The 22,959-nt window shown below is 31.3% G+C and carries 19 protein-coding genes and 1 tRNA gene; 15 read left to right on the forward strand and 5 right to left on the reverse strand.

Annotation, left to right across the window (positions count from 1 at the left end):
- The first annotated feature begins 135 nt into the window (after positions 1-135).
- The 5 genes from trpS (at position 136) to ACX6CF_RS00695 (ending at position 5,022) form a co-directional block, all read left to right on the forward strand.
- Complete coding sequence (gene trpS / locus ACX6CF_RS00675) at positions 136-1,149, forward strand: tryptophan--tRNA ligase (RefSeq protein WP_458783362.1); 1,014 nt, start codon at positions 136-138, stop codon at positions 1,147-1,149.
- A gap of 192 nt (positions 1,150-1,341) precedes the next feature.
- Positions 1,342-1,683 carry a hypothetical protein gene (locus ACX6CF_RS00680; RefSeq protein WP_458783363.1) on the forward strand — a complete coding sequence of 114 codons (342 nt, stop codon included), beginning with the start codon at positions 1,342-1,344 and terminating at the stop codon, positions 1,681-1,683.
- 72 nt (positions 1,684-1,755) lie between these two features.
- A complete protein-coding gene (locus ACX6CF_RS00685) occupies positions 1,756-2,781 on the forward strand; it encodes a CotS family spore coat protein (RefSeq protein ID WP_458783364.1) in 1,026 nt (341 codons plus the stop codon).
- A gap of 27 nt (positions 2,782-2,808) precedes the next feature.
- The gene (locus ACX6CF_RS00690) at positions 2,809-3,822 is read left to right on the forward strand and encodes a CotS family spore coat protein (protein WP_458783365.1); all 1,014 of its coding nucleotides are present in this window, start codon (positions 2,809-2,811) and stop codon (positions 3,820-3,822) included.
- A 30-nt stretch (positions 3,823-3,852) separates the two neighbouring features.
- A complete protein-coding gene (locus tag ACX6CF_RS00695) occupies positions 3,853-5,022 on the forward strand; it encodes a glycosyltransferase family 4 protein (RefSeq protein WP_458783366.1) in 1,170 nt (389 codons plus the stop codon).
- Between the two features lie 246 nt (positions 5,023-5,268).
- Here the strand turns inward: ACX6CF_RS00695 and ACX6CF_RS00700 are convergent, their stop codons facing one another.
- The 3 genes from ACX6CF_RS00700 to ACX6CF_RS00710 all read right to left on the reverse strand — a co-directional run bounded on the left by ACX6CF_RS00700 (position 5,269) and on the right by ACX6CF_RS00710 (position 8,748).
- Complete coding sequence (locus tag ACX6CF_RS00700) at positions 5,269-6,582, reverse strand: UDP-glucose dehydrogenase family protein (RefSeq protein WP_458783367.1); 1,314 nt, start codon at positions 6,580-6,582, stop codon at positions 5,269-5,271.
- A gap of 192 nt (positions 6,583-6,774) precedes the next feature.
- Entirely contained in the window at positions 6,775-7,485 is a 711-nt protein-coding gene (locus tag ACX6CF_RS00705) for a hypothetical protein (RefSeq protein ID WP_458783368.1), read from the reverse strand.
- 159 nt (positions 7,486-7,644) lie between these two features.
- Complete coding sequence (locus tag ACX6CF_RS00710) at positions 7,645-8,748, reverse strand: AI-2E family transporter (protein WP_458783369.1); 1,104 nt, start codon at positions 8,746-8,748, stop codon at positions 7,645-7,647.
- 297 nt (positions 8,749-9,045) lie between these two features.
- On the opposite strand from ACX6CF_RS00710, the gene ACX6CF_RS00715 reads away from it, so the two are divergent.
- Together ACX6CF_RS00715 and ACX6CF_RS00720 are read left to right on the forward strand one after the other, a co-directional pair.
- The gene (locus ACX6CF_RS00715) at positions 9,046-11,541 is read left to right on the forward strand and encodes a DsrE/DsrF/DrsH-like family protein (RefSeq protein WP_458783370.1); all 2,496 of its coding nucleotides are present in this window, start codon (positions 9,046-9,048) and stop codon (positions 11,539-11,541) included.
- A 189-nt stretch (positions 11,542-11,730) separates the two neighbouring features.
- Positions 11,731-12,447 (forward strand): methyltransferase domain-containing protein, encoded by a 717-nt coding sequence (locus ACX6CF_RS00720; RefSeq protein WP_458783371.1) that lies wholly within the window; start codon positions 11,731-11,733, stop codon positions 12,445-12,447.
- Positions 12,448-12,520: 73 nt separating this feature from the next.
- Here ACX6CF_RS00720 and ACX6CF_RS00725 read toward each other — a convergent pair whose 3' ends face one another.
- Positions 12,521-13,381, reverse strand: coding sequence for a nitroreductase family protein (locus ACX6CF_RS00725; protein ID WP_458783372.1), 861 nt, complete (start codon positions 13,379-13,381; stop codon positions 12,521-12,523).
- A gap of 106 nt (positions 13,382-13,487) precedes the next feature.
- Between ACX6CF_RS00725 and ACX6CF_RS00730 the strand changes: the two genes are divergently transcribed.
- From ACX6CF_RS00730 to selA, 4 genes are all read left to right on the forward strand, one after another.
- The gene (locus ACX6CF_RS00730; RefSeq protein WP_458783373.1) at positions 13,488-13,805 is read left to right on the forward strand and encodes a thioredoxin family protein; all 318 of its coding nucleotides are present in this window, start codon (positions 13,488-13,490) and stop codon (positions 13,803-13,805) included.
- 322 nt (positions 13,806-14,127) lie between these two features.
- Positions 14,128-14,224, forward strand: a tRNA-Sec gene (locus ACX6CF_RS00735).
- Between the two features lie 66 nt (positions 14,225-14,290).
- The gene (selD, locus tag ACX6CF_RS00740) at positions 14,291-15,352 is read left to right on the forward strand and encodes a selenide, water dikinase SelD (protein WP_458783374.1); all 1,062 of its coding nucleotides are present in this window, start codon (positions 14,291-14,293) and stop codon (positions 15,350-15,352) included.
- A gap of 108 nt (positions 15,353-15,460) precedes the next feature.
- A complete protein-coding gene (gene selA / locus ACX6CF_RS00745) occupies positions 15,461-16,861 on the forward strand; it encodes an L-seryl-tRNA(Sec) selenium transferase (RefSeq protein WP_458783442.1) in 1,401 nt (466 codons plus the stop codon).
- 131 nt (positions 16,862-16,992) lie between these two features.
- On the opposite strand, the gene ACX6CF_RS00750 is transcribed toward selA, so the two are convergent.
- Entirely contained in the window at positions 16,993-17,733 is a 741-nt protein-coding gene (locus ACX6CF_RS00750; protein WP_458783375.1) for an L-2-amino-thiazoline-4-carboxylic acid hydrolase, read from the reverse strand.
- Positions 17,734-18,054: 321 nt separating this feature from the next.
- On the opposite strand from ACX6CF_RS00750, the gene selB reads away from it, so the two are divergent.
- From selB to ACX6CF_RS00770, 4 genes are all read left to right on the forward strand, one after another.
- On the forward strand, positions 18,055-19,941 hold the full coding sequence (selB, locus tag ACX6CF_RS00755) for a selenocysteine-specific translation elongation factor (RefSeq protein WP_458783376.1): 1,887 nt from the start codon (positions 18,055-18,057) through the stop codon (positions 19,939-19,941).
- Positions 19,942-20,497: 556 nt separating this feature from the next.
- Complete coding sequence (locus ACX6CF_RS00760) at positions 20,498-20,914, forward strand: MaoC family dehydratase (protein ID WP_458783377.1); 417 nt, start codon at positions 20,498-20,500, stop codon at positions 20,912-20,914.
- Between the two features lie 92 nt (positions 20,915-21,006).
- The gene (locus tag ACX6CF_RS00765; RefSeq protein WP_458783378.1) at positions 21,007-22,146 is read left to right on the forward strand and encodes an acyl-CoA dehydrogenase; all 1,140 of its coding nucleotides are present in this window, start codon (positions 21,007-21,009) and stop codon (positions 22,144-22,146) included.
- A gap of 13 nt (positions 22,147-22,159) precedes the next feature.
- A complete protein-coding gene (locus ACX6CF_RS00770; RefSeq protein WP_458783379.1) occupies positions 22,160-22,945 on the forward strand; it encodes an electron transfer flavoprotein subunit beta in 786 nt (261 codons plus the stop codon).
- Positions 22,946-22,959: the final 14 nt, after the last annotated feature.

The following is a 22,959-nucleotide window of genomic DNA, read 5'->3' on the forward strand; positions in this document are numbered from 1 at the left end:
TGTGTAATTTTTGATAAATTATACTCAGTTAATACCTTGAATAAAAATTTATAATATGCTAAACTAACATTTAATACAATAATTTAAATGTTTAAAAAAACATAAAAAATAAATAGATAAAGAAAGGTGACATGTATGAGTGCACAGGCTGAAAAGAAAAAAGTGATTTTTAGTGGTATTCAACCTACTGGAGTTATAACATTAGGTAATTATTTAGGAGCCATTAAGAATTGGACGAGATTGCAAGATGATTATAATTGCCTATTTTGTGTTGTTGATATGCATTCAATTACAGTTAGACAAGATCCCGCTTTACTAAGAAAGCGTGCTAGAGATTTATTAACAATATATATTGCAGCAGGACTTGATCCAGAAAAGAATATTATGTATTATCAATCACATGTTTCTGGACATGCTGAACTTTCATGGATTCTTAGCTGTTTTACATATATGGGTGAGTTGAACAGAATGACACAGTTCAAAGAAAAATCAGCAAAACACGGTAATAACATTAATGCAGGTCTTTTTACTTATCCAGTATTGATGGCAGCTGATATTTTATTGTTCCAATCAGATTTAGTTCCTGTTGGACATGATCAAAAACAACATCTTGAGATTACTAGAGAAATAGCAACTAGATTCAATAATATTTATGGAGATGTATTGACTATTCCAGAACCTTATATTGGTAAAGTAGGCGCTAAGATAATGAGTTTACAAGAACCAACTAAGAAAATGTCCAAGTCAGATGAAAATCCTAATGGTTACATTTCATTATTAGATGATTTAGGCGCTGTCAGAAATAAAATCAAAAGAGCTGTAACTGATTCAGATAGAGAAATAACTTATTCAGAAGATAAACCAGGAGTTAAGAATCTTATTGATATTTATTCAAGTATAACTGGTGAAACCATTGAATCTTGTATGAATGAATTCCAAGGTAAAGGCTATGGCGATTTGAAAGCAATAGTCGGTGAAGTTGTAGTTGATGAATTAAGACCAATACAAGAAAGATTCAAAGATCTACAAAAGAACAAAGATTATCTAGATAGTATAATCAAGAAAAATGGAGAAACAGCTAATTACCTAGCAACAAAAACTCTTAGAAAAGTTCAAAAGAAAGTTGGATTTCCAGTAAGAATTAGATAAATTATTTATGAGTCTGTCCCTGACAGGCTCATTTTTTATGCTCAACTTTTCTAACTTTTATCTTTTCTATTTAATCCAAATTAGAACACTTTTTTTTCAATAACATATAATGTATTAATAGTTTATAAAAGAAAATTAGAATAATTATTTCTATGTGTATTTAATTATTCTACGTAAGGAGGAATAATACTTTTGAAATGTAAAGAAGCCTATATAGGTAATAAAAAAGAGTGTATCCAATATCTTAACACTAATCTACCAAAACTTTTTAGAGGAGAACTTCAGCTAGAAGGACAGGATGTTTTTATTCCTAGTAGAGAAGAGTTAGAATTCAAAATGAAATTTGAATATGACGAAGATTATGAGTATGGAACTGTTGGAATTAAGATTTCTTGGGGTGAAGAGCCAGATCTACCTGATGATGACGACGACGATGACGACGATGATGACGACGATGATGACGACGATGATGACGATGACGACGACGATCATGATTTTATACCAAACAAAAACACTAAAGACTATTATCTCTAAGATTTAAAATAGCTAAAACCCTCAAAACCTGAGGGTTTTGTTTTTAAAATTGATATAAAAAGGGGAAGTAACATGCCATCTGAAGATTTATTAAAAGTATTAGGTAACTATAAGATAGAAGTACTAAATATTAAAAATGAAAATTACAAAGTTAAAAAAGGAGTATGGTGGATTCAGACTTCAACAGGACAGAAGATTCTAAAAAAGAATTCTATTTCTAAAGACAGAATGAATTTCATTATTGCTGCTATAGAGTATCTATGTAGCCGAGGAATCAATATGCCGGGGATAATTGAATCCCGAAAGGGCGAAAAATATGTTGAAGTTGACGGAGCGAATTATTTATTGAATGAAGCTATCAAAGGTAGGGCACCTAGCTCTAAAACAAAAGAAGGACTAGAAAAAATAATAAAAGAATTAGCTAAATTCCATGCTGCTTCAAGAGGATTTCAACCACCGGCTGACTGTAAACCTAACATTCTTTTAGGCACTTGGTATGATAAATCAAGTAAAAAGATGAAAAAATTAGAAGAGTATTATGAACAAGAAAAAAATAAAAGTAGTCATAATGAATTTGAAAATATGATACTAAAAGAATTTCCTGGTTTCCGTAGAAAAATGGAATCTGCATTAAGTAATGATAATCATTTGTTATATGACAGATGGGTAGATGAAATACAAAAAACAACATGTTTAGTTCATCAGGATTTCATTGACGGGAATTTAATAATGACAGATAGAGGGAAAATATATGTTCTAGACCCAGATTCACTTGCTATAGAGATACCAACAAAAGATATAAGAAAATTTCTTAATAAGATTATGAAAAAACGTGGTGAGTGGGATTTGAAGCTTACTGTAGATATTTTGAAATGGTACCAAGAAGTCAATCCACTGGAAACTTGGCAATGGCAGGTTTTGAAATCGACGATGATGTATCCCCATCTATTTGCAGGTATAATGAGTAAATATTATCAGAAGAGAGAAGAGACTTGGACAGAAAGTAAATATGTAAATAAGCTAAAAAATATTATCGTCATAGAAAACTCAAAAGATTATATCATAGAAAATTTTGAACAAATAATTGCTTCACTATAATATTTGAAAGGGTTGGTGTTAAGTAGAGTGAAAATAAATAACACTACTATTGAACTTAAGGATATATCTGCTAATGTACTAAATCAATACAATATTAGACCTAACGATATATCCATTATTCAGAATGAAGGATTAAAAACCCTGTGGAAATTTACTCATAAAAATCAGATAATGTGTCTAAAGAGATTTCGTCATACCAAGGAAAAAATGACCTTTTCCGTTAATGCTCAAAGGTATATCCATAAGAAAGGCGGAAAAGTTCCCAGTGTCTACCCCAATAGTCTTGGAGAATATATAACTGAGTACATGGGACAACTATTTGTACTATATGAATGGATAGATGGAAGAGATCTTAATTTTACAAGAGCTAAGGATTTTACTAATGGGATAGAAGGATTAGGATATTTTCACTTAATATCTAAGGGCTATAGAGCTCCTGAAGGTGCAAAAATATCATCTAAGCTAGGTAGATGGCCAGAGCAGTATAATTCCATGAAAAAAAGAATGTTAAAATGGAAAGATGTAGCTAAAACAAGCACAACTAGTAGCTCATATAGAGTATACCTTGAATGTATTGATGATATTATTGATTTATGTGATAAAGCTATTATTGCATTAGAGCAATCTTCCTATGGTAGATTAACCAACATTGATTTGCACGAATCTTCATTATGTCATCAAGACTATGGTTCAGGAAATGCTGTTTTATCTGAAAAGGGTATATTTGTGATTGATCTTGACGGTGTGACATACGATCTGCCTGCTAGAGATTTAAGGAAAATCATTGGTAAGCGTGCTGAAAAAAGAGGAAAATGGGATATAGATGATATTAATTTTATACTTAGCTATTATGATAAAAACAATAAATTGACTAAAGAAGAGAAAGAAGTACTAAAAATAGACTTAATGTTTCCTCACTGGTTTTTTGGAACAATAAAGAATATATTCTCAAAAAATAAGCAAGTCAACCCAGGTAAAATAGCAAAGATAGCAAAGTTAGAAAAAGAAAAAATAGCAGTTCTGAGTCATTGGAAGATATAAGTAGAATTAATCCAGAAGGAGGATTATTTAATGAATATTGCATTTATATGCACAGAAAAACTTCCTGTTCCACCGGTATTAGGGGGAGCTATACAGATTTATATAGATAATATACTACCGATAATATCAAAAGAGCATCATATTACTGTTTTTACAGTATTGAAGGGTGGTTTGCCAGAACAGGAAAAAGTAGGCAACGTTACCTTTATTCGTGTCAAAGGTAGAACTAAATCTGAGTATATCAAAGAAGTTGAAAATAAGATAAGTACTATTCATGATAAATTGGATTTGATACATGTATTTAATAGACCACGTTGGGTTAGGCAATTGAGTAGAGTAGCGCCTAATACTTATTTTAGTTTAAGTCTGCATAATGAGATGATGATACCTAAAAAGATTAACCCACCTCAGGCGAAAGAGTGTATTGATAAAGTAGAATTCATAACAACAGTAAGTAAATTCATCGGAAATGAAGTTATCAATATGTATCCATCTGCTAAGGGAAAAGTATTTCCTGTCTATTCAGCAGCCGATACTAAGATCTATCATCCAGTAGGTTCTAAAAAAGCTATGGAAAACAAGAAGGAACTTCAGAAGAAATATAAATTGAAAGATCATAGAGTAGTAATATGTGTCAGTAGGCTAAGCCCCAAAAAAGGTCAGCAAATTGTTATGGAAGCCATGAAGATTGTTATGAAAACTCATCCAAAGACAGCATTGGTTTTAATTGGTAGTAAATGGTATGGAAACGATGAAATAGATGAATTCACTTCAATGCTACATGGAAAAGCAAGTGAATTAAGAGGACCAGTTGTATTTACTGGATTTTTAACACCTGATGAAATACCAAAAATCTATAATATTGCTGATATATTCGTATGTGCATCTCAATGGAGAGAACCACTAGCAAGAATTCACTACGAAGGTATGGCAGCAGGATTACCTATAATAACAACTAATCGTGGAGGTAACTCCGAACTATTCGAACAAAATGTCAATGGTATCGTACTAGACGATTACGATAATCCGATTGCTATGGCTGAAAAAATCAACTATCTACTAGATAATGAAGATAAGGCACGAGCAATGGGTAAAAAAGCACGTAAAGACGCTGAAGAAAATTACACATTCCAAAGAGTATCAAAACAACTACTAGCCCTATTTGACAAAGTCAAGAAGGAGCGCAAAATTAAACGTTAATATCAAATACTCAATAAGCATAAATGTTGAATTAAACCTTTCCTATAGTTAAGATTTAATTCAACAATTATATAATTTGAAAAAGATCCTATGAATTTGAAAAAGACCTTAACAAATTTATAGGCTAAAATTCCAGTTTTTACTAACTTATGAGTGGTAGCATACAAAATAAACCATATACAGTGATTATCACTGTATATGGTTTGAAAATACAACCGTTGTCTATCAATTTCTAAGCATCACACTTTATTTTTTCTTCGCAAAACTCCCATTCCCAATAGAATAATAATGACTAAAACCGCTTTTTTCAGCTTCATTTATATCAATCATATTTCTACCATCTATAAGTACAGGCTTCTTCATATTCTTAGCAATAACCTCTAAATCCATTTTATAAAATTCATAAAGTTCAGTGCAGATAATAGTACAATAGGAATCTTTTACTGTATCTTCAATACAACTGCAATATGTTATATTAGGAAATAAGCTTTTGATTTCTTCTGAAACCATTGGGTCATAGCATTTTATATAAGCACCCAGCTGAAGCAATTCATCAATGATGAATAAAGATGGTGCATCTCTAATATCGTCTGTTCCAGGTTTGAAAGTAAGACCTAAAAGAGATATTGTTTTGCCCTCAATTCGATTATAATGATCCAATAATATTTCCACAGGTTTTAGCCTTTGGTCTTCATTAACTTTTATTGTACTTCTTACAATATTAAACTCGCAACCATATTTTTCACCTATAGTTACTAAAGCTTTTGTATCCTTGGGGAAACATGAGCCGCCATATCCAATTCCTGCTTTTAGGAACTCAGGGGATATTCTTTTATCTAGACCCAACCCGTAAGATAAAGTATCTATGTTAGCATCCACTTTACTGCATAGATTAGCAATCTCGTTGATAAAAGAGATTTTTGTGGCTAATAATGCATTTGAAGCATATTTTATTAATTCTGCTGTAGGTGGATTGGTATATATTATTTTAGTGTTGAATGAATTGTATAACTCATTCATTATCTTCTGAGCTTTCTTTGATTTACAGCCCACTACCATCCTATCTCCATGAAGAAAATCATTAAGGGCTCTACCTTCTCTTAGGAATTCAGGATTAGATACTACGTCAAAGTATTTCTTATTTACACCATTTTTGATAAGAAGATTTTCTACAATCTCGTGGGTTCCAACAGGTACAGTACTCTTAATTATAATAACTTTATATTTATTGATTTTTTTGGATATTTGAATAGATGCGTCTATAACTTGTGAAATGTCTACACTCCAATCAGGATTTGTTGGTGTGCCTACTGCAATCATAATGACATCTGACAATTCTATAGCAGTATTTATATTATTAGTAAATAGGATATATTTTTTCTTCAAACATTTCTTTAATAGTGGATCAAGACCTTCCTCATATATTGTAGGAATGCCTTTGTTTAACTGTTTAACTTTTTGAATATCTTTATCTACACAGATAACATCATTTTTATATTTCGCAAAGGACAATGCGGCTACAAGTCCAACATATCCTGCTCCAACAACACATATCTTCAAAAGCAATCACCCTTCTATCTATATTGTAACATTCCTCTTAGATGCTGTTCTACAATATTATATGCTTGTATTAAGATGCCTGTGAGGAAAGTTTCAATATAGTTAAAAGTTTAACTATATAAATTGAATCAAATGAATTACTAACTTTATTTAACTAGTTATTCATTTAAGAATAGATAAAAGGGTTATATTTTATATCTCATGGATACTGATTTTGATATTATCGAGAAATAGTGAGCCATTACCTTTATAATCTGAGTCAACTCCTATTATTACCCACATATCTCCATTACTATCAGTTGTAGCATTAAATGATTGTTGAAAGGTTTTGATGCCATTAGCATCTTTATTTGGTATATCCGCATTACCGAGAGTGGTTAAACTAATTTTTCTACTTGCGTCTTCAGTATTTGGATTTATGAAAAAATTGTTGTTGTAGCCTTTTTCAATTACTTCAATGGAGGGTTGAATATTGGCAACTGCTGCTTTAATGAATAATCTATCCATTGGTATAGAATTATTTGCATTTTCGTTAGATGAAATTTCAAAGTTCAAGTCAACTTCGTAGTTGGTAAGTGGTGATAAGCCATCTCTAGAACTTAATTTTTTAGTAGTATACATAAACATATTATCATTTTTAGTACTACATGTCAGGTAGATACCATTATTGAAACTATCATTTTGTGAATAATCAGCATGGGCATAATTGATATCGAATCCATCTGTAAGAGTGTTACCATCAATACCTGCTAATCCTCCCATCCATCCATTTGTTCCATTCTGGAAATCATAATTGAATTCTAATGTATCTGATTTTGATGTATTATTATCACTATATTTGTTTTGACAACCAAATAAGAATAATGAAACTATTAATATTGGTAATATAACTTTTTTGCTCATTAAAAAACCTCCTAAATGACTATAGTAAAAAATGTTATATTACTATTTTGGGTATATATAGCTTTTTTATTCAGATTGAAACAATAAAAGGGGTAATTCCGAAACATTTTTAATGTTCCAAATTACCCTTTTTATTGTTATTGATTTATATTGATATATCTATTTTTTCACATCAACACTATTGATTTTCTCCATCACTAATGTAAGTATTACAGAAGCAATGGGAACTGATAAAATCATTCCTGCTGCACCGAAGAAACTTCCCCCGATAGTAACAGATGCAACAACCCAAAATGGTTTTAATCCTACTGAATTTCCAAGTATCTTAGGACTTACTATTATATTATCAATCTGTTGCATGATAAGTATGATAACCAATAAAGCAACAGCTTCCCAGAACCCTGAGAATAGAGCAAATATTAGACAAGGTATTGTGCCTATAAATGGTCCGATATAAGGAATTATGTTAGTTATACCTATTATGAATCCCATAAGTGGGGCATAAGGTATTTTTAATGGTGAAACTAAGTTTACAACATATATCCCTATACTTACGAGCAAGCCTAATATGACACAAGTATATAATTTACCTATAAGAAATTGCTTAAGTGCTTTATCTGTTAATCTAGTTACTCTTATAGTCCAGTCAGCATATCTTTTCGGTAGCATTGCTCTGACAAGCTTAGTTAACTTTGGTCTGATTTCATCCCAATCTCTGAGTGCGTAGAATGCCATAAATAATGATAAAAATAAAATTGCGATATTGCTAATAAAACTACCGATTGAAGAAATAACCTGTGTTGATAAACTAAGCAAATCACTGGAAAAGCTTACAATGGAATCTTCAAGCATTTTAATGAGTTCGGCTATTTTTTCAGGGCTGAATAGATTAGTTACAAAAAGTCCATTTATAAATTCGCTTAACTCTCCAGTAGTAGGAAAATTATTAACAAGTGAATTAACACTATCAGTAATCGTTGGAACAATTAAAATTATAAAAAGTATTATAAATGCAAAAACAAGTACATACGTGAGTAAAACACTTAATGTATGTCGGAATTTCAATTTAGCCTTTATTATTCTTACAACTGGACTTAATAAATAAATAATTATAGATGTAATAATCAATGATTTGAATGACGAGAAAAACCAAGTAAGATTACCAGGTTTAAATATAAATTTTGCAATGAGAAAAACAATTATTATAAAAGGTATATATTTGTATGGATCAAACTTGTTGTTACTATTATTATTCGTACTCATGGTTTCACCTCTAAGCTTGTAGTATGGATTTCGTATATCACTATAGTAATGTATATTCTAGAATTATGCAATAAAATGAATGTATTTCAAAATTTCTTTAGAACAATTTCTAGATATTATAAAAAACTAAGGTATAAAATTAATGATTATTGTAATCATAATCTATATGGTAAAAAATGTCTAGTATTTATTAGGTTTTTTCTTGACACATATATCCTAATATTGTAATATATAAATATAAAGATAGAACGATATGGTTTGTTAAAATAAAGACAAGTTGAAAGAGAGGATATTAGTATGATTAATAAAGTTCTTATAGTTGGAGGGGTTGCAGGTGGTGCTAGTACTGCCGCACGACTTAGAAGAGTTAATGAAAATGTAGAAATAATAATGTTTGAAAGAGGGAAATATATCTCTTTTGCCAATTGTGGTTTACCCTATTATATAGGAGGAACGATTGAACAAAGAGAAGATCTTCTTCTTCAGACTCCTGAAGCAATGAAGGCTAGATTTAACATTGATGTAAGAGTACAAAATGAAGTTTTGTCAATTAACAAAGAAGAAAAATATGTAGAAGTGAAAAATCTAGCAAATGGAGAAATATACAAAGAGACATATGATAATTTGGTTCTTTCACCAGGTTCTACACCAATTAAGCCACCTATACCTGGCATAGATAAAGATAATATTTTTTCACTATGGAATATTCCGGACACTGATGCAATCAAGTCATATCTTGATAGGAATCCTGTAAAGAAAGTGACTGTAATCGGTGGTGGTTTCATAGGAATTGAAATGGCTGAGAATATGTACGATCAGGGGTTAGAGGTTAACTTAGTAGAGATGGCTGACCAAGTAATGGCACCAGTCGACTACGATATGGCTCAGCTGATTCATGGACACATGGCACAAAAAGGTATAAAACTATTTCTTAACAATGGAGTAAGCTCTTTTGTAGATGAAGATGGAAAGACTTATGTAAAACTTCAAGATGGAACTATGCTTGAATCGGATATGGTTATATTATCTATTGGTATTAGACCAAATGGAGAATTAGCTAAAAACGTAGGTCTTGAAACTAATAAAAGAGGCGGAATCATAGTTGATGAATATCTAAAAACCAGTGATGACAGTATCTATGCTGTAGGTGATGCTATAGAAGTCGTAGATTATGTTAATGGTAATAAAACAATGATTCCACTTGCTGGACCAGCTAATAAACAAGGTAGAATTGTAGCTAACAACATTGTGGGAAGAAATGAAAAGTATAAAGGAACTATGGGTACATCTGTAGTTAAGGTATTTGATCTTACAGTAGCAGCAACAGGTAATAATGAAAAAACACTAAATCGAATTGGCAAAAAATATCAAGAAGATTACAAAATATCATTAGTTCAACCTAAGTCACATGCGGGATATTATCCAGGTGCTATACCTATGACGATAAAGTTGATGTTTGACTTGAAAGGTAAAGTACTTGGTGCTGAGATTATAGGATATGAAGGTGTCGATAAGAGAATTGATGTTATAGCAACATTAATCAAAATGGGTGGTACAATATATGACCTGAAAGAATTGGAACTTGCTTATGCACCACCATATTCATCAGCAAAAGACCCTGTGAATATGGCAGGATTTTCAGCAGAAAATATATTGAATGGTGATATGGAAGTAATTTTATGGGACGAAATAGATAAAGAAGATAAACAAAGTTCAATAATCCTTGATGTAAGAGACGATATAGAATTAGATCTTGGTTATATAGAGGGAGCTAAGAATATTCCAGTAAATTCATTAAGGGATAGAATTGGTGAACTAGACAAAAATAAAGAGATTCTAGTATATTGTGCTATTGGTATCAGGGGATATATTGCTTCAAGAATTCTTACACAATATGGTTATAAAGCTAAAAATCTAATTGGTGGATATAATTTCTATAAATGTGTTGTAAAAGATTATACTAAGATGACAGGTGCAGATATAGATTGTGACTGTTGTGAAGATAATTCAGATGAAAATGATAAAAGAAAAGTTGAAAAAGTTGAATCATTAGAGAATAAAGGAATTACAATCAAACTTAATGCTTGTGGATTACAATGTCCAGGACCAATAATGCAAGTAAACAATAAAATGAAAGAAATTAATCAAGGTGATATTCTTGAGATTTCAGCAACTGACCCAGGCTTCCCTATTGATGTAAAAGCATGGTGTAAAAAGACTGGAAATAGTTTTATAAAATCAGAAAAAAGAGAAAAAGAATTTGCAGTCTGGATTGGTAAAGGTAATGATAATGTTGAAATAAAAAAAACATCATCAATAGCTGCTGATAAAAGTACTATGGTAGTTTTCAGTGGAGACCTAGATAAAGCCCTAGCATCATTTATAATAGCTAATGGAGCTGCATCTATGGGAAAACAGGTATCTATGTTTTTTACCTTCTGGGGATTGAATATCTTAAGGAAAGAGCAAAAGGTTAAAGTCAAAAAGTCAGTAATAGAAAAGATGTTTGGTTTTATGATGCCAAAAGGTACTAAAAAATTGAAACTCTCCAAAATGCATATGGCTGGAATGGGTTCAGCGATGATGAAAAGAGTAATGAGAGATAAAAATGTTAATTCATTAGAGGATCTTATAAAATCTGCGCTAGATAGTGGTGTTAAGATTGTTGCTTGTACAATGTCAATGGATGTAATGGGAATTAAGGCAGAAGAACTAATTGATGGTATTGAATTAGGAGGGGTAGCTTCTTATCTAGGAGATACAGATGATGCAAATCATAACTTGTTTATCTAATTAAATATTTTATAAAGTAAAAGCTCAGTTAAGGGGATGGAAATTAACTTAACTGGGCTTTATTGTTGTATGTAAGTCAGAAAAACATAAAAAAATATAATTTAAATATTTAAAAAGTATTGGAAATTTAATTATTTTGTATTAAAATGATATATAGTTAAATTAATTAGCTAGGGAGGAGGATAAAGCATGAAAATTTTACAAGATGAAATTAGGAATTTTGAAGTTGATAATGTACTGGATATTGCTTCGGGTGCAGGTGGGTTTATTAAAATACTTAAGGAAGGTTTTAAGAACTTTAATCATATTATTGGAGTAGATACTAGCAAGAAAGCTTTAGAGATGGGTAGAAAGAATATACAAGATGATAGAATTGAATTTAAGTATATGAGTGCAGATAGATTAGAGTTTGATGATTCTACATTTGATATAGTAAGCGTATCCAATTCAATTCATCACTTCAAGGACTATTTAGATGTTTTTAAGGAAATTAAAAGAGTATTAAAACCAGATGGTATGGTTATTATAAATGAAATGTTTTGTGATAATCAATCTAATTCTCAGTTATCACATGTTTATTTGCATCATTATATAGCTGAGATAGACACTATTAAAGGGAATATACATAATTCAACATATAAAAAACAAGAATTAATTGACATAGTTAAAAATGAAGATTTTAATATTATAAAAATATTAGAATTCAAAGAGGCTAGTATTGGAAATAAGGAAGAAGGAAAAAAAGAAATACAATCTATTAAGAGTTTATTGGATAAGAGTTTAGAAGCTATGGAAGAACATGAAAAATATAATGAATTCAATGATAGAGCAATAGATATTAAAGAACATATAGACAAATATGGGTTAGCTGGTGCGACTCAATTAATATTAATAGCTTCTATATAATTTAATAGATATATTAATATTATAAAAAAAAGATAGAAAAATGATTAATAATACATTTTTCTATCTTATAAAATTAATCACCTTTTATCCAGTCGAAGCCATAATTAATAAGGGTATCAATAAATTCTTGATTACCAGTACAAGACCAATTAGCCATATAATGTAATCCAAAATATCTCTGAGCCATATTGATATTACCTTGTTCTTTTATAGTATTGATGATATCTTCAGCCTTAGATTTGCCTGATACATCAGCAGTAACTTCATAGATTGTTTGTAATTTCTCTTCTGTAACAGGAAGAGTTTTATGTTCATATTTTTCATCATGAAGTTTTATAAGTTCTTCGATGTCTAGATCTTGGTATTGTTCATTATGTACTAGAGCTTCAACTCCAAGTTTATTTCTTGGAGCAGGATATTTAGTAGGGTATCCTAGACTAAGGAGTACAACAGGGAATACACCTTCTGGAATATTACATATGGATTTTAGTTCCATGAAACAACTTTCTACAGTGCCAATGTATACAGAACCTAAACCAACTGAATCTGCTGCTGTACAAATATTTTGTGCACAAATGACTGTATCCTGTAATGCAATCCAGAAATGGCGATAGCTTTTGGTTGCTGTAAATGGAGCATTGCAAGCCTCTGCCCAACGTCCTAGACGACGCCAATCAATGCAAAACAGCAAATTAACAGGAGCATTAGCAACAATTTTCTGCATCTCACATTCATCAACTAAACGCTTCTTAGTCTCTTCGTTAGTAATCTTAATTATAGAATATGGTTGTAAATTACCGCCAGTAGCCCCATGCAAACCAGCATCTATCACATCATTCAGTAAATCTTCTTCAATGTCTTTGTCCTGAAAAGAACGACAACTAGCTCTCTCATACAATAATTTCATAGTTTCATTTTGATATTCATTTTTCATGTTTGAACCTCCCCAAAAAATATTATAATATAATTATATACTACAGTATAAGTAAGTCAAATTTCTATTAAGAATCGTTTTATTATTTTAAAAGAGGTGATTTTAAATGAACGAAATTAAAAGTATAATTGAAATTGATAATCTTATAGCTAATAACGAAATCTGCACACTATTAATTTCCTCATCTCAATGTGGAGTTTGTATATCAGTAGAGTCAAAACTAGACGAACTGGCAGAGGAAATTAAAAATATTAACGTCTCTAAAGTTAAAATAGATACAGTACCAGAGACATCAGGCAAATTCCTTGTATTCACAGTACCAACAATCTTAGTATTCTACAAAGGTAAAGAAGTCATCAGACAATCTAGATTCATACAATTCAATAAGCTAAGAGTAGAAATTGACAAATTTATAACGCAATGATTAAGAGTGTCTTAATAACTATTTAGTAATACTTAGATAGCCAATAGTTAGCTGAATTTAGAAGAAAAAATGTTTTGGAATTATATTGAAGGGGGACTAGGGGCAAAAGAGTTTATGTATATGTGAAGTAGTGAGGCAGGACGCCGAACCCAGCTTTTTGCTCAGGACGAGCAAGTAGCTGGCGAAACATATACATAAACTGTTTTGCAAAAGCCACGTCAGAGCAAAACCTTTTTTCTGACTTACTTGCACATGAGAAAACTCTAATCAATTTATATCTATACAAAAGCTATAAAATCTAGTATAATTATACAAGAATTATGGGAATGAATGAATTCTGGTGGATTCAGGAGACTTCAAATCTTTTTTCGGGTGGTAAGACCGGTCGAGGTAGGTTCGATTCCTACTCACTCCCGCCAATAATGACTAAGACTAATTGACGTTGACTTAGATTTACGTCAATATTTTTTGGAGGCGGACACGTTATGGCAGATAAAGATAAAATACGTTTAACACAAATGTCATCAAAAGCTGGCTGAGCAAGTAAATTAAGTCCACAGGACTTGGCGCAAGTTTTGTGCCAATTGAAAACTAAAGAGAACAAACTAGATCCCAATTTAATAGTAGGATTAGGTACATCAGACGATGCTGGTGTTTACAAGATAAAAGATGATTATGCGTTAATTCAAACACTTGATTTCTTCACACCTATAGTAGATGATCCATATACATTTGGACAGATAGCGGCTACTAACTCCTTGAGTGATGTATATGCAATGGGTGGAAGACCTCTCACAGCTATGAATATAGCATGTTTTGCCACATGTCTAGAACCAGTTGTTCTAGCGGAGATACTAAGAGGTGGAGCAGATAAGATTGTAGAAGCAGAAGCAATCCTGGTAGGTGGACATACGGTAACGGATAAAGAAGTGAAATATGGACTATCAGTAACAGGCTATGTTCATCCTGATAAAGTACTAACTAATTCAGGAGCTCAAGTAGGAGATGTCTTAGTACTTACAAAACCAATAGGAACAGGTATTTTGACTACTGCTCTCAAGAAAGATTTGATTACCGAAAAAGAATTAGAAGAAGTAGTCAAAAGTATGAGTACACTAAACAAAGGAGCAGCAGCTGCTATGGAAAGAGTTGGTGTACATGCTTGTACAGACATTACTGGTTTTGGCATATTAGGTCATACTTATGAATTAGCAAGTGGAAGTAATGTTAATATAAAGATAGATTCTTCCAAAGTTCCCCTATTTGATAAAACAATACAGTTGATAGATGAAAATGCTGTACCAGGTGGTGCTAGATCTAATCAATCATATTTTGGCAAATGGGTAAATATTAATGAAAATATATCAGATAGTCTAGAAACAGCTTTATACGATCCGCAAACATCGGGTGGATTACTTATATCAGTTGCAGCAGATAAGACAGAACAGCTTGTTAAGGAACTTAATAAAGAAGAATGTCTATGCGCAAGTGTTATTGGTGAATTACATGAAAAAGATGCAAGTGAAACATTTATAAACGTTTATTAAAAGAGGGATAATACCCTCTTTGTTTTTTTATAATGAATTATTGTGTAGTTATTTAGTTTTTTATTAACTTTTTATAAGTTGAATAATAGAAAGGAGGATTGAAAATTGGTGAATGATATACTTAGAAAAATCCCATCTACAAATGATATTCTAGAGAACACTAAAATAAAAGAATTGGTTGGACTAAAAGGTAGAAATACTATAAAAGATATAATCAACAAGGTTACAAATGATTATAGAAATAAAATAATCTCAGAGACTATTGAACAGGATAATATCACAGAAGTAGATATTTCCAAAGTTATTATTGAGGATGTAATGAATTGGGTTATTAAGACAGATAGAAAAAGATTGGGCAGAGTGATTAATGGAACAGGCATAATACTTCATACTAATATGGGAAGAGCTCCTTTGCCTCAAATAGCAGTAGATAAAATTAATGATGTGGCTAGTAGTTACTGTAATCTGGAATATGATTTGATTAATGGAACACGAGGTTCTAGATACGATAGTGTAGAAGAATTACTAACCAAGTTGACTGGTGCAGAAAGTGCACTTGTAGTTAATAATAATGCCGCAGCAGTTTTTTTGTGCATCAACACTATAGCTCTTAAAAAAGAAGTTATAGTAGCTAGGTCAGAACAAGTTGAGATTGGCGGCAGTTTTCGAATCCCCGAGATAGTAGAGCGAAGCGGGGCTAAGATGGTAGAGATAGGTACTACCAACAAAACTTATATAAGAGACTATGAAAATGCTATAACTGAAGATGCTAGAATATTATTAAAAGTTCATAAAAGCAATTACAGAATAGAAGGATTTACCCAAGAGGTTTCAGGTGAAGAATTAGTGAAACTAGCTAATGAAAAAGAAATTATATCTATGGAAGATCTAGGAAGTGGAGTATTGCTTGACTTACAAGATTTTAAATTGCCTTATGAACCAACAGTTATGGACCAAGTAAAAAAAGGTTTGGATATAGTAACTTTTAGCGGAGATAAATTATTGGGAGGTCCACAAGCAGGAATAATTGTTGGGAAAAAAGAATTAATTGAAAAAATAAAAGACAATCCTCTAACTCGAATGGTTAGAATTGATAAGATGTCTCTAATAGCCTTACAGGAAGTATTGAAAATATATATTGAAAATAGAGATGTCAAAGAAAATATTCCAATTATCAATATGTTAACTAAGCCTTACGAAACATTATTAGAAGAAGCAAATATATTGAAAAAAATGATAAAAGATAAACTTGGTGATAAACTAGATATTGATATTATAGAAGAATATAATCCTATTGGTGGTGGTTCTTTGCCTGGTGTTACAATAAAAGGTGCGGCTCTAGATATCAGAAATAGTAAAATAAGCACTAATGTATTACAAGATAAATTAAGAGAAAATAAAGTTCCTATTATATGCAAGATCAAGAACAATGATATAATTATGAGTATGAGAACCATAAATAAAAAGGATTATGAAATTATCGCAAACGCATTTTTAGAGCTATTATAGAAAGTTGAACGATTATTAATAGATGGGAATGACTATAATTAAATATGATAAATGAGACTCTGTCTAGTAGTAGAAATATCTAAACAGAGTCATTTTAATGCTTATAACAAGACAAGTTAATATTATAAATTCTAGTTTGCTGGTTTATTAATTTTATTATTTGTATCAAGGTCAGAATTAACAAAAAATGGCGGCCATGGTTCTTTAGGAGTACCATTTTTAATAAATCTGAAATTACAGCAATCACAGCCGCAGCCTAATGTCTTAGTACGATGAAGCTCAATTCCAAGAGCCTTGAAAATAACATAATCCAAATTGCATAGATAAGGTACTAATTCGTCAGCATCTTGATCATGAAAAAATTTAACTATACCGCATTCAGTATAATCTATTGCAAGGTCATAATTAATACTATCACCATCATTAACTTCCCATACCCAATCATAAGGATATTTCTTCTCTCTGGATATAAACGCTCTTCTCTTCATTTTTCTTACTTTTGATTTGGAAAACATTCTTTTACCCTTGATTTTTCTTATAAACCTAGGCATTTTGTTAAAATGTCTAGTCATTGATAAATAGATTAATTTTCCAATATCATATAATTCAATATTATATTGGGTCAATACTTTATACAAGGCTAGACCCCAGCTGGATAGTATAAGAGTAGATGTCAAGTTGTTATCATCACCGCCAATATAAGGAAATTGAGGAATTAGTTTATCATACTCGTTTCTGACTTTTTGCTTAATTACACTAGCTTCTTTATTACCAAACATGTCAATTAATTCAGGTGTAATTGGTTTCAAGAATTTCTCTATTGATTTAGAAAGTTTATCCTTCTGCCTTATGTAATAATCATTCTCCAACATAACACTACAACTCCTTTGTATTTTAATTGTATAATAATAACTTAACAAATTACAACCTAAATGTCAATGAATTGCAATTGAATATTATAATCATTATCAATAAAACTTGGGTTTCTATATTTTACTACAATGCTGTACTACTGTATATAACATTTAATTTATAGGTGATAGGTGAATTATAGAGTGTTCTGTGGTATCATAAAATAAGTTGATCAAAAACTTGTAAATACATAGATTAATAAACAAATATATTACATCAATTGATACGTCATTTATCAGATACAATACAAAACATAAATAATATTATATAAGGTGAAAATTATGGAACATTTAATTATAGGAACAGCAGGACACGTAGACCACGGTAAAACAGAATTAGTAAAAGCACTGACAGGCTACGATACAGACAGATTAAAAGAAGAAAAACAAAGAGGGATGACCATTGAACTTGGATTTGCCCCCTTTTATTTAGATGGAAAAATATTTTCAATCGTAGATGTACCAGGTCACGAAAAATTAATAAAAACAATGGTATCAGGTGCTACTGGAATGGATATGGCACTACTAATCATTGCAGCAGACGAAGGTATCATGCCACAGACTATTGAACACATCAACATACTCGCTATGCTAGACATAACCAATATAATCATAGTCATAACAAAAATAGACTTAATAAGTAATGAAAACCTTGACAATACAATAACAAAAATAAAAACTGACATAAAAGAAACACCATTAAAAGACTCACCTATCTGTCAAGTATCATCCAAACTAAATATAGGTATAGACAATCTTAAAAATATAATACTTAACCAATCCAAAACAATAAATAAAACGAGAAATGCCGAACTATTCAGAATGCCCATAGACAGAGTATTCACCATAAAAGGTCATGGAACAGTAGTAACAGGAACCATAACAGGTGGCAAAATAACCAAAGATGATTTAATCGAAATACTTCCAAACAAAATAAACTCAAAAGTTAGAGGAATCCAAGTACATGGCTCCGAAATGAATAAAGCCTATGCTGGTCAAAGATGCGCAATAAATCTATCCAAAGTAGAAAAATCATCAATAAACCGTGGTGATGTAATAGGAAAACCACAAGAATTATCCCCTACACTCTCCATAGATACCGTAATCTATAATCTACTAGACGACTACACCATAAAGCACAATCAAAAAGTTAGAATACACATAGGAACAACAGAAGTTATAGGAAAATTAAAATTAATTCAACAAGACCACATAGAAAAAAATCAAAAAGCCTACGCCAGAATAAGACTAGACAAACCAATAATAACTGTATTCGGAGACAAATTCATAATACGCTCACTAACCCCAGTAATAACTATCGGAGGAGGCAAAATACTATCTCACAAATCACCAAAATTACAAAACCAAACTATAAATTACTTCTCCCTACTTGAAGAAGCCAATCCAACCCAAATAGTAATGAACCTACTACAAAAAAAACATCAACTATTTACCATAGACAAAATATTCAAAGCTCTATACATTAACCGACAAACTATCTACCAATCACTATCCAACCTACAAAATCAACAAAAAATAATCAAACCAACAAACAAATACTATATCAGTAACGAAACCTATATTTATTTCAAAGAACTAATAATAACATCAATAAAAGAATACTACAAAACCAATGAATACAGTATCTCAATAAACAAAGAAACACTAAGAACAAAAACCTTCCCCAAATGGAATAAAGACGAATTTGACACACTTATTACCCTATACTCCCAAAATAATATAATCAACATCTCAGATGACCAAATAATAATAAATAAACAAACAAGAGTTGAAGAAATATATCAAGACAATCAAATAAACAAACTAGAACACATAATACTAAAAACCTACTTACAAGGACTAAACATAACAAAACTCCTAGAAATCAATATTGATACTAACCAACTACACCACCAATTAAAGTTTCTTCAACAAATAAACAAGATAATAAAACTAAACCAAACCACCTACATCCATAAAACTAACTACGATAACTTATTACAACTTATTAACGCCCTCTTCACCAAATACGACAAAATAACAGTCCAACAAGTAAGAGATACCCTCAAAATAGGAAGAAAACAAACCATAATCCTCCTAGAATACCTAGACCAAATAGGTCTAACCAAACGACTAGACAACTACCGAATCCAACAAAAAACTAAATAAATTAAAAAATCATTACACTCAACAAAAAGTGGTATAGTATTCGTTTTACGCAGACCGGTCCTTCAGGAGAAAGGCAAGTAAAACGAATACTATACCACTTGCACCACACTAATCATTCCCCCTATTAAACCACTTATATTTATATATTAATACTTCTAATCATTCCACTATTAAACCACCTATATTTATATATTTTAATATTCAATAATATTCTATATCCCATCATTTTAATAATAAATTAACAATCTACCCCACCCCAACACTTATCAAACAAAAAGTATTAATAAGTAATTACCCACCCATCCTATAAATTAAGATAATTTCCCCCTACCCATTACAAATAAATAGTCTCCCAACAAATTCAATTCAATTAATAAAGCTATAACAAAAAAACCTTAACTATCCATAAAATAACATCTAACTAGATGCTTTTTTCATCTATTGGATTTATCATATATATATATTGAACTTAAACATCTATACACCCATACCAATAAGTTCAAATAATATATAAAACATAATAACTTTGTTAAAAAATACCACAAGGAGGTAAATAATGAAAGGGAAAACGATATCTATGCTAAACATTGGTGATAAAGCTTTATTCCAAAAAACAATTGCCGAATCAGATGTATATCTATATGCCGGTATAACAGGTGATCAAAATCCTGCACATATTAATCAAGTTGAAGCAGAAAAATCTATATTCAAAGGCAGAATAGTCCATGGTATGCTAACAGCCGGATTCATCTCAGCAGTACTTGGAATGCAATTACCAGGTCCAGGTACAATATATTTAGGTCAAGAACTCAAATTTACCGCTCCTGTCAGATTTGGAGACACTATAAAAGCAGAAGTAGAAGTAATAGAAAAAAAAGAAGAAAAAAACATTATAAAATTAAATACCATATGCACTAATCAAGAAGGTACAATCGTATTAAAAGGGATAGCAACAGTTATGCCCCCAAAATAAAAAATAGATTATATAGAATCAATGAATTCAAAGGACGAGTAAGGTGACTAGTTTATTTTTTCTCGTGCCTTAACAAAAAGGAGGAATCAGACATGGATTTTTCTATTTCCAACGAATATGAAATGCTTCAAAAAATGTATCGAGAATTTACAGAAAACGAAGTTAAACCTATAGCCGGTGAAGTAGATGAGGAAGAAAGATTTCCAGTGGAAACAGTAGAAAAACTTGCAAGATATGGTATGCTCGGTATTCCATTCCCAAAAGAAGTAGGCGGTAGTGGCGGAGATAACCTAGCTTATACTATGGCAGTAGAAGAATTATCAAAAGCTTGCGCAACAACAGGAGTAATTGTATCAGCTCATACATCATTATGTGCATGGCCTATATATGAATATGGTACAAAAGAACAAAAAGAAAAATATCTTAGACCATTAGCTGAAGGTAAATTATTAGGTGCCTTTGGACTAACAGAAGCTAATGCAGGAACAGATGCATCAGCACAGCAGACTACAGCCAAATTAGAAAATGACTATTATATATTAAATGGATCGAAAATTTTTATCACCAACTCAGGATTTGCTGATATTTATATAATTATGGCTATGACAGACAAAAGTCAAGGTACAAGAGGTATTTCTGCTTTTATAGTAGAAAAAGATTATGAAGGATTCAGTGTAGGAAAAAAAGAATCAAAAATGGGTATTAAAGGTTCAGCAACTTGTGAATTAATTTTTAGAGACTGTAAAGTTCCAAAACAAAATTTATTAGGCAGATTTAATAAAGGTTTTGGCATTGCAATGAAAACTCTTGATGGAGGACGTATCGGTATTGCTGCACAGGCTCTTGGAATAGCACAAGGTGCTCTCAATGAAACTATTAAATACGTAAAAGAAAGAAAACAATTCAAAAGAGCTTTATCAAAATTCCAAAATACACAATTTACTATTGCAGATATGCAAACAAAAATAGATGCTGCTAGACTACTTGTTTATAGAGCTGCAAAAGCGAAAGATAATAATGAACCCTATAGTTTCCATGCAGCCATGGCGAAGTTATTTGCTGCTGAAACAGCAATGGAAGTTACTACAAAAGCAGTACAGCTTCACGGTGGGTATGGTTATACAAGGGAATACCCAGTTGAAAGAATGATGAGAGATGCTAAAATCACTGAAATATACGAGGGAACTTCCGAAGTTCAGAAAATGGTAATAGCAACTGGTTTGCTAAGATAAGGGAGGTCAGATAATGAATATAGTTGTTTGTATAAAACAAGTTCCTGATACAACAGAAGTTAAGATAAATCCAGAAACAGGAACTCTGATACGAGATGGTATACCAAGTATTATTAACCCCGATGACAAAAGAGGGCTTGAAGCAGCTCTAACCTTAAAAGATGAATATGGAGGAGTTGTCACTGTAATAACAATGGGACCTCCACAAGCTAAGAATGCGCTTAGAGAATCTTTAGCCATGGGAGCAGATGAAGCAATATTATTAAGTGATCGAGCTTTTGCTGGTGCTGATACATGGGCAACATCTACTACACTATCCAAAGCATTAGAAAAAATTGAATATGATTTAATAATAGCGGGACGTCAAGCCATTGATGGGGATACAGCACAAGTCGGACCTCAGATTGCTGAACATTTAAAGATACCTCATGTGAGTTATGTAGAGAATCTTATGAAGAAGGATGACAAATTAATACTGAAGAGGGCTTTTGAAGATGGATATCATATTATAGAAGTCAAAATGCCATGTTTAATCACTACCCTAAGTGAAATGAATAAGCCAAGATATATGTCAGTAAAAGGAATAATTGATGCATATAGAGAAAAAGAGATAAAAGTATGGAAATTAGATGATTTAGATATAGATGACCCTTCAACCATTGGGCTTAAGGGTTCACCTACAAAAGTTAAGAAATCCTTCACAAAAGGTGCTAAAACAGCAGGAAAAGTATTTGAAGTTGATAACCAAGAATCTGCTAGCATAATTGTTGATAAATTACAAGAAAAATATATTATATAGTAAGCTTGGAAAGG

Source organism: Vallitalea sediminicola, assembly GCF_054408565.1.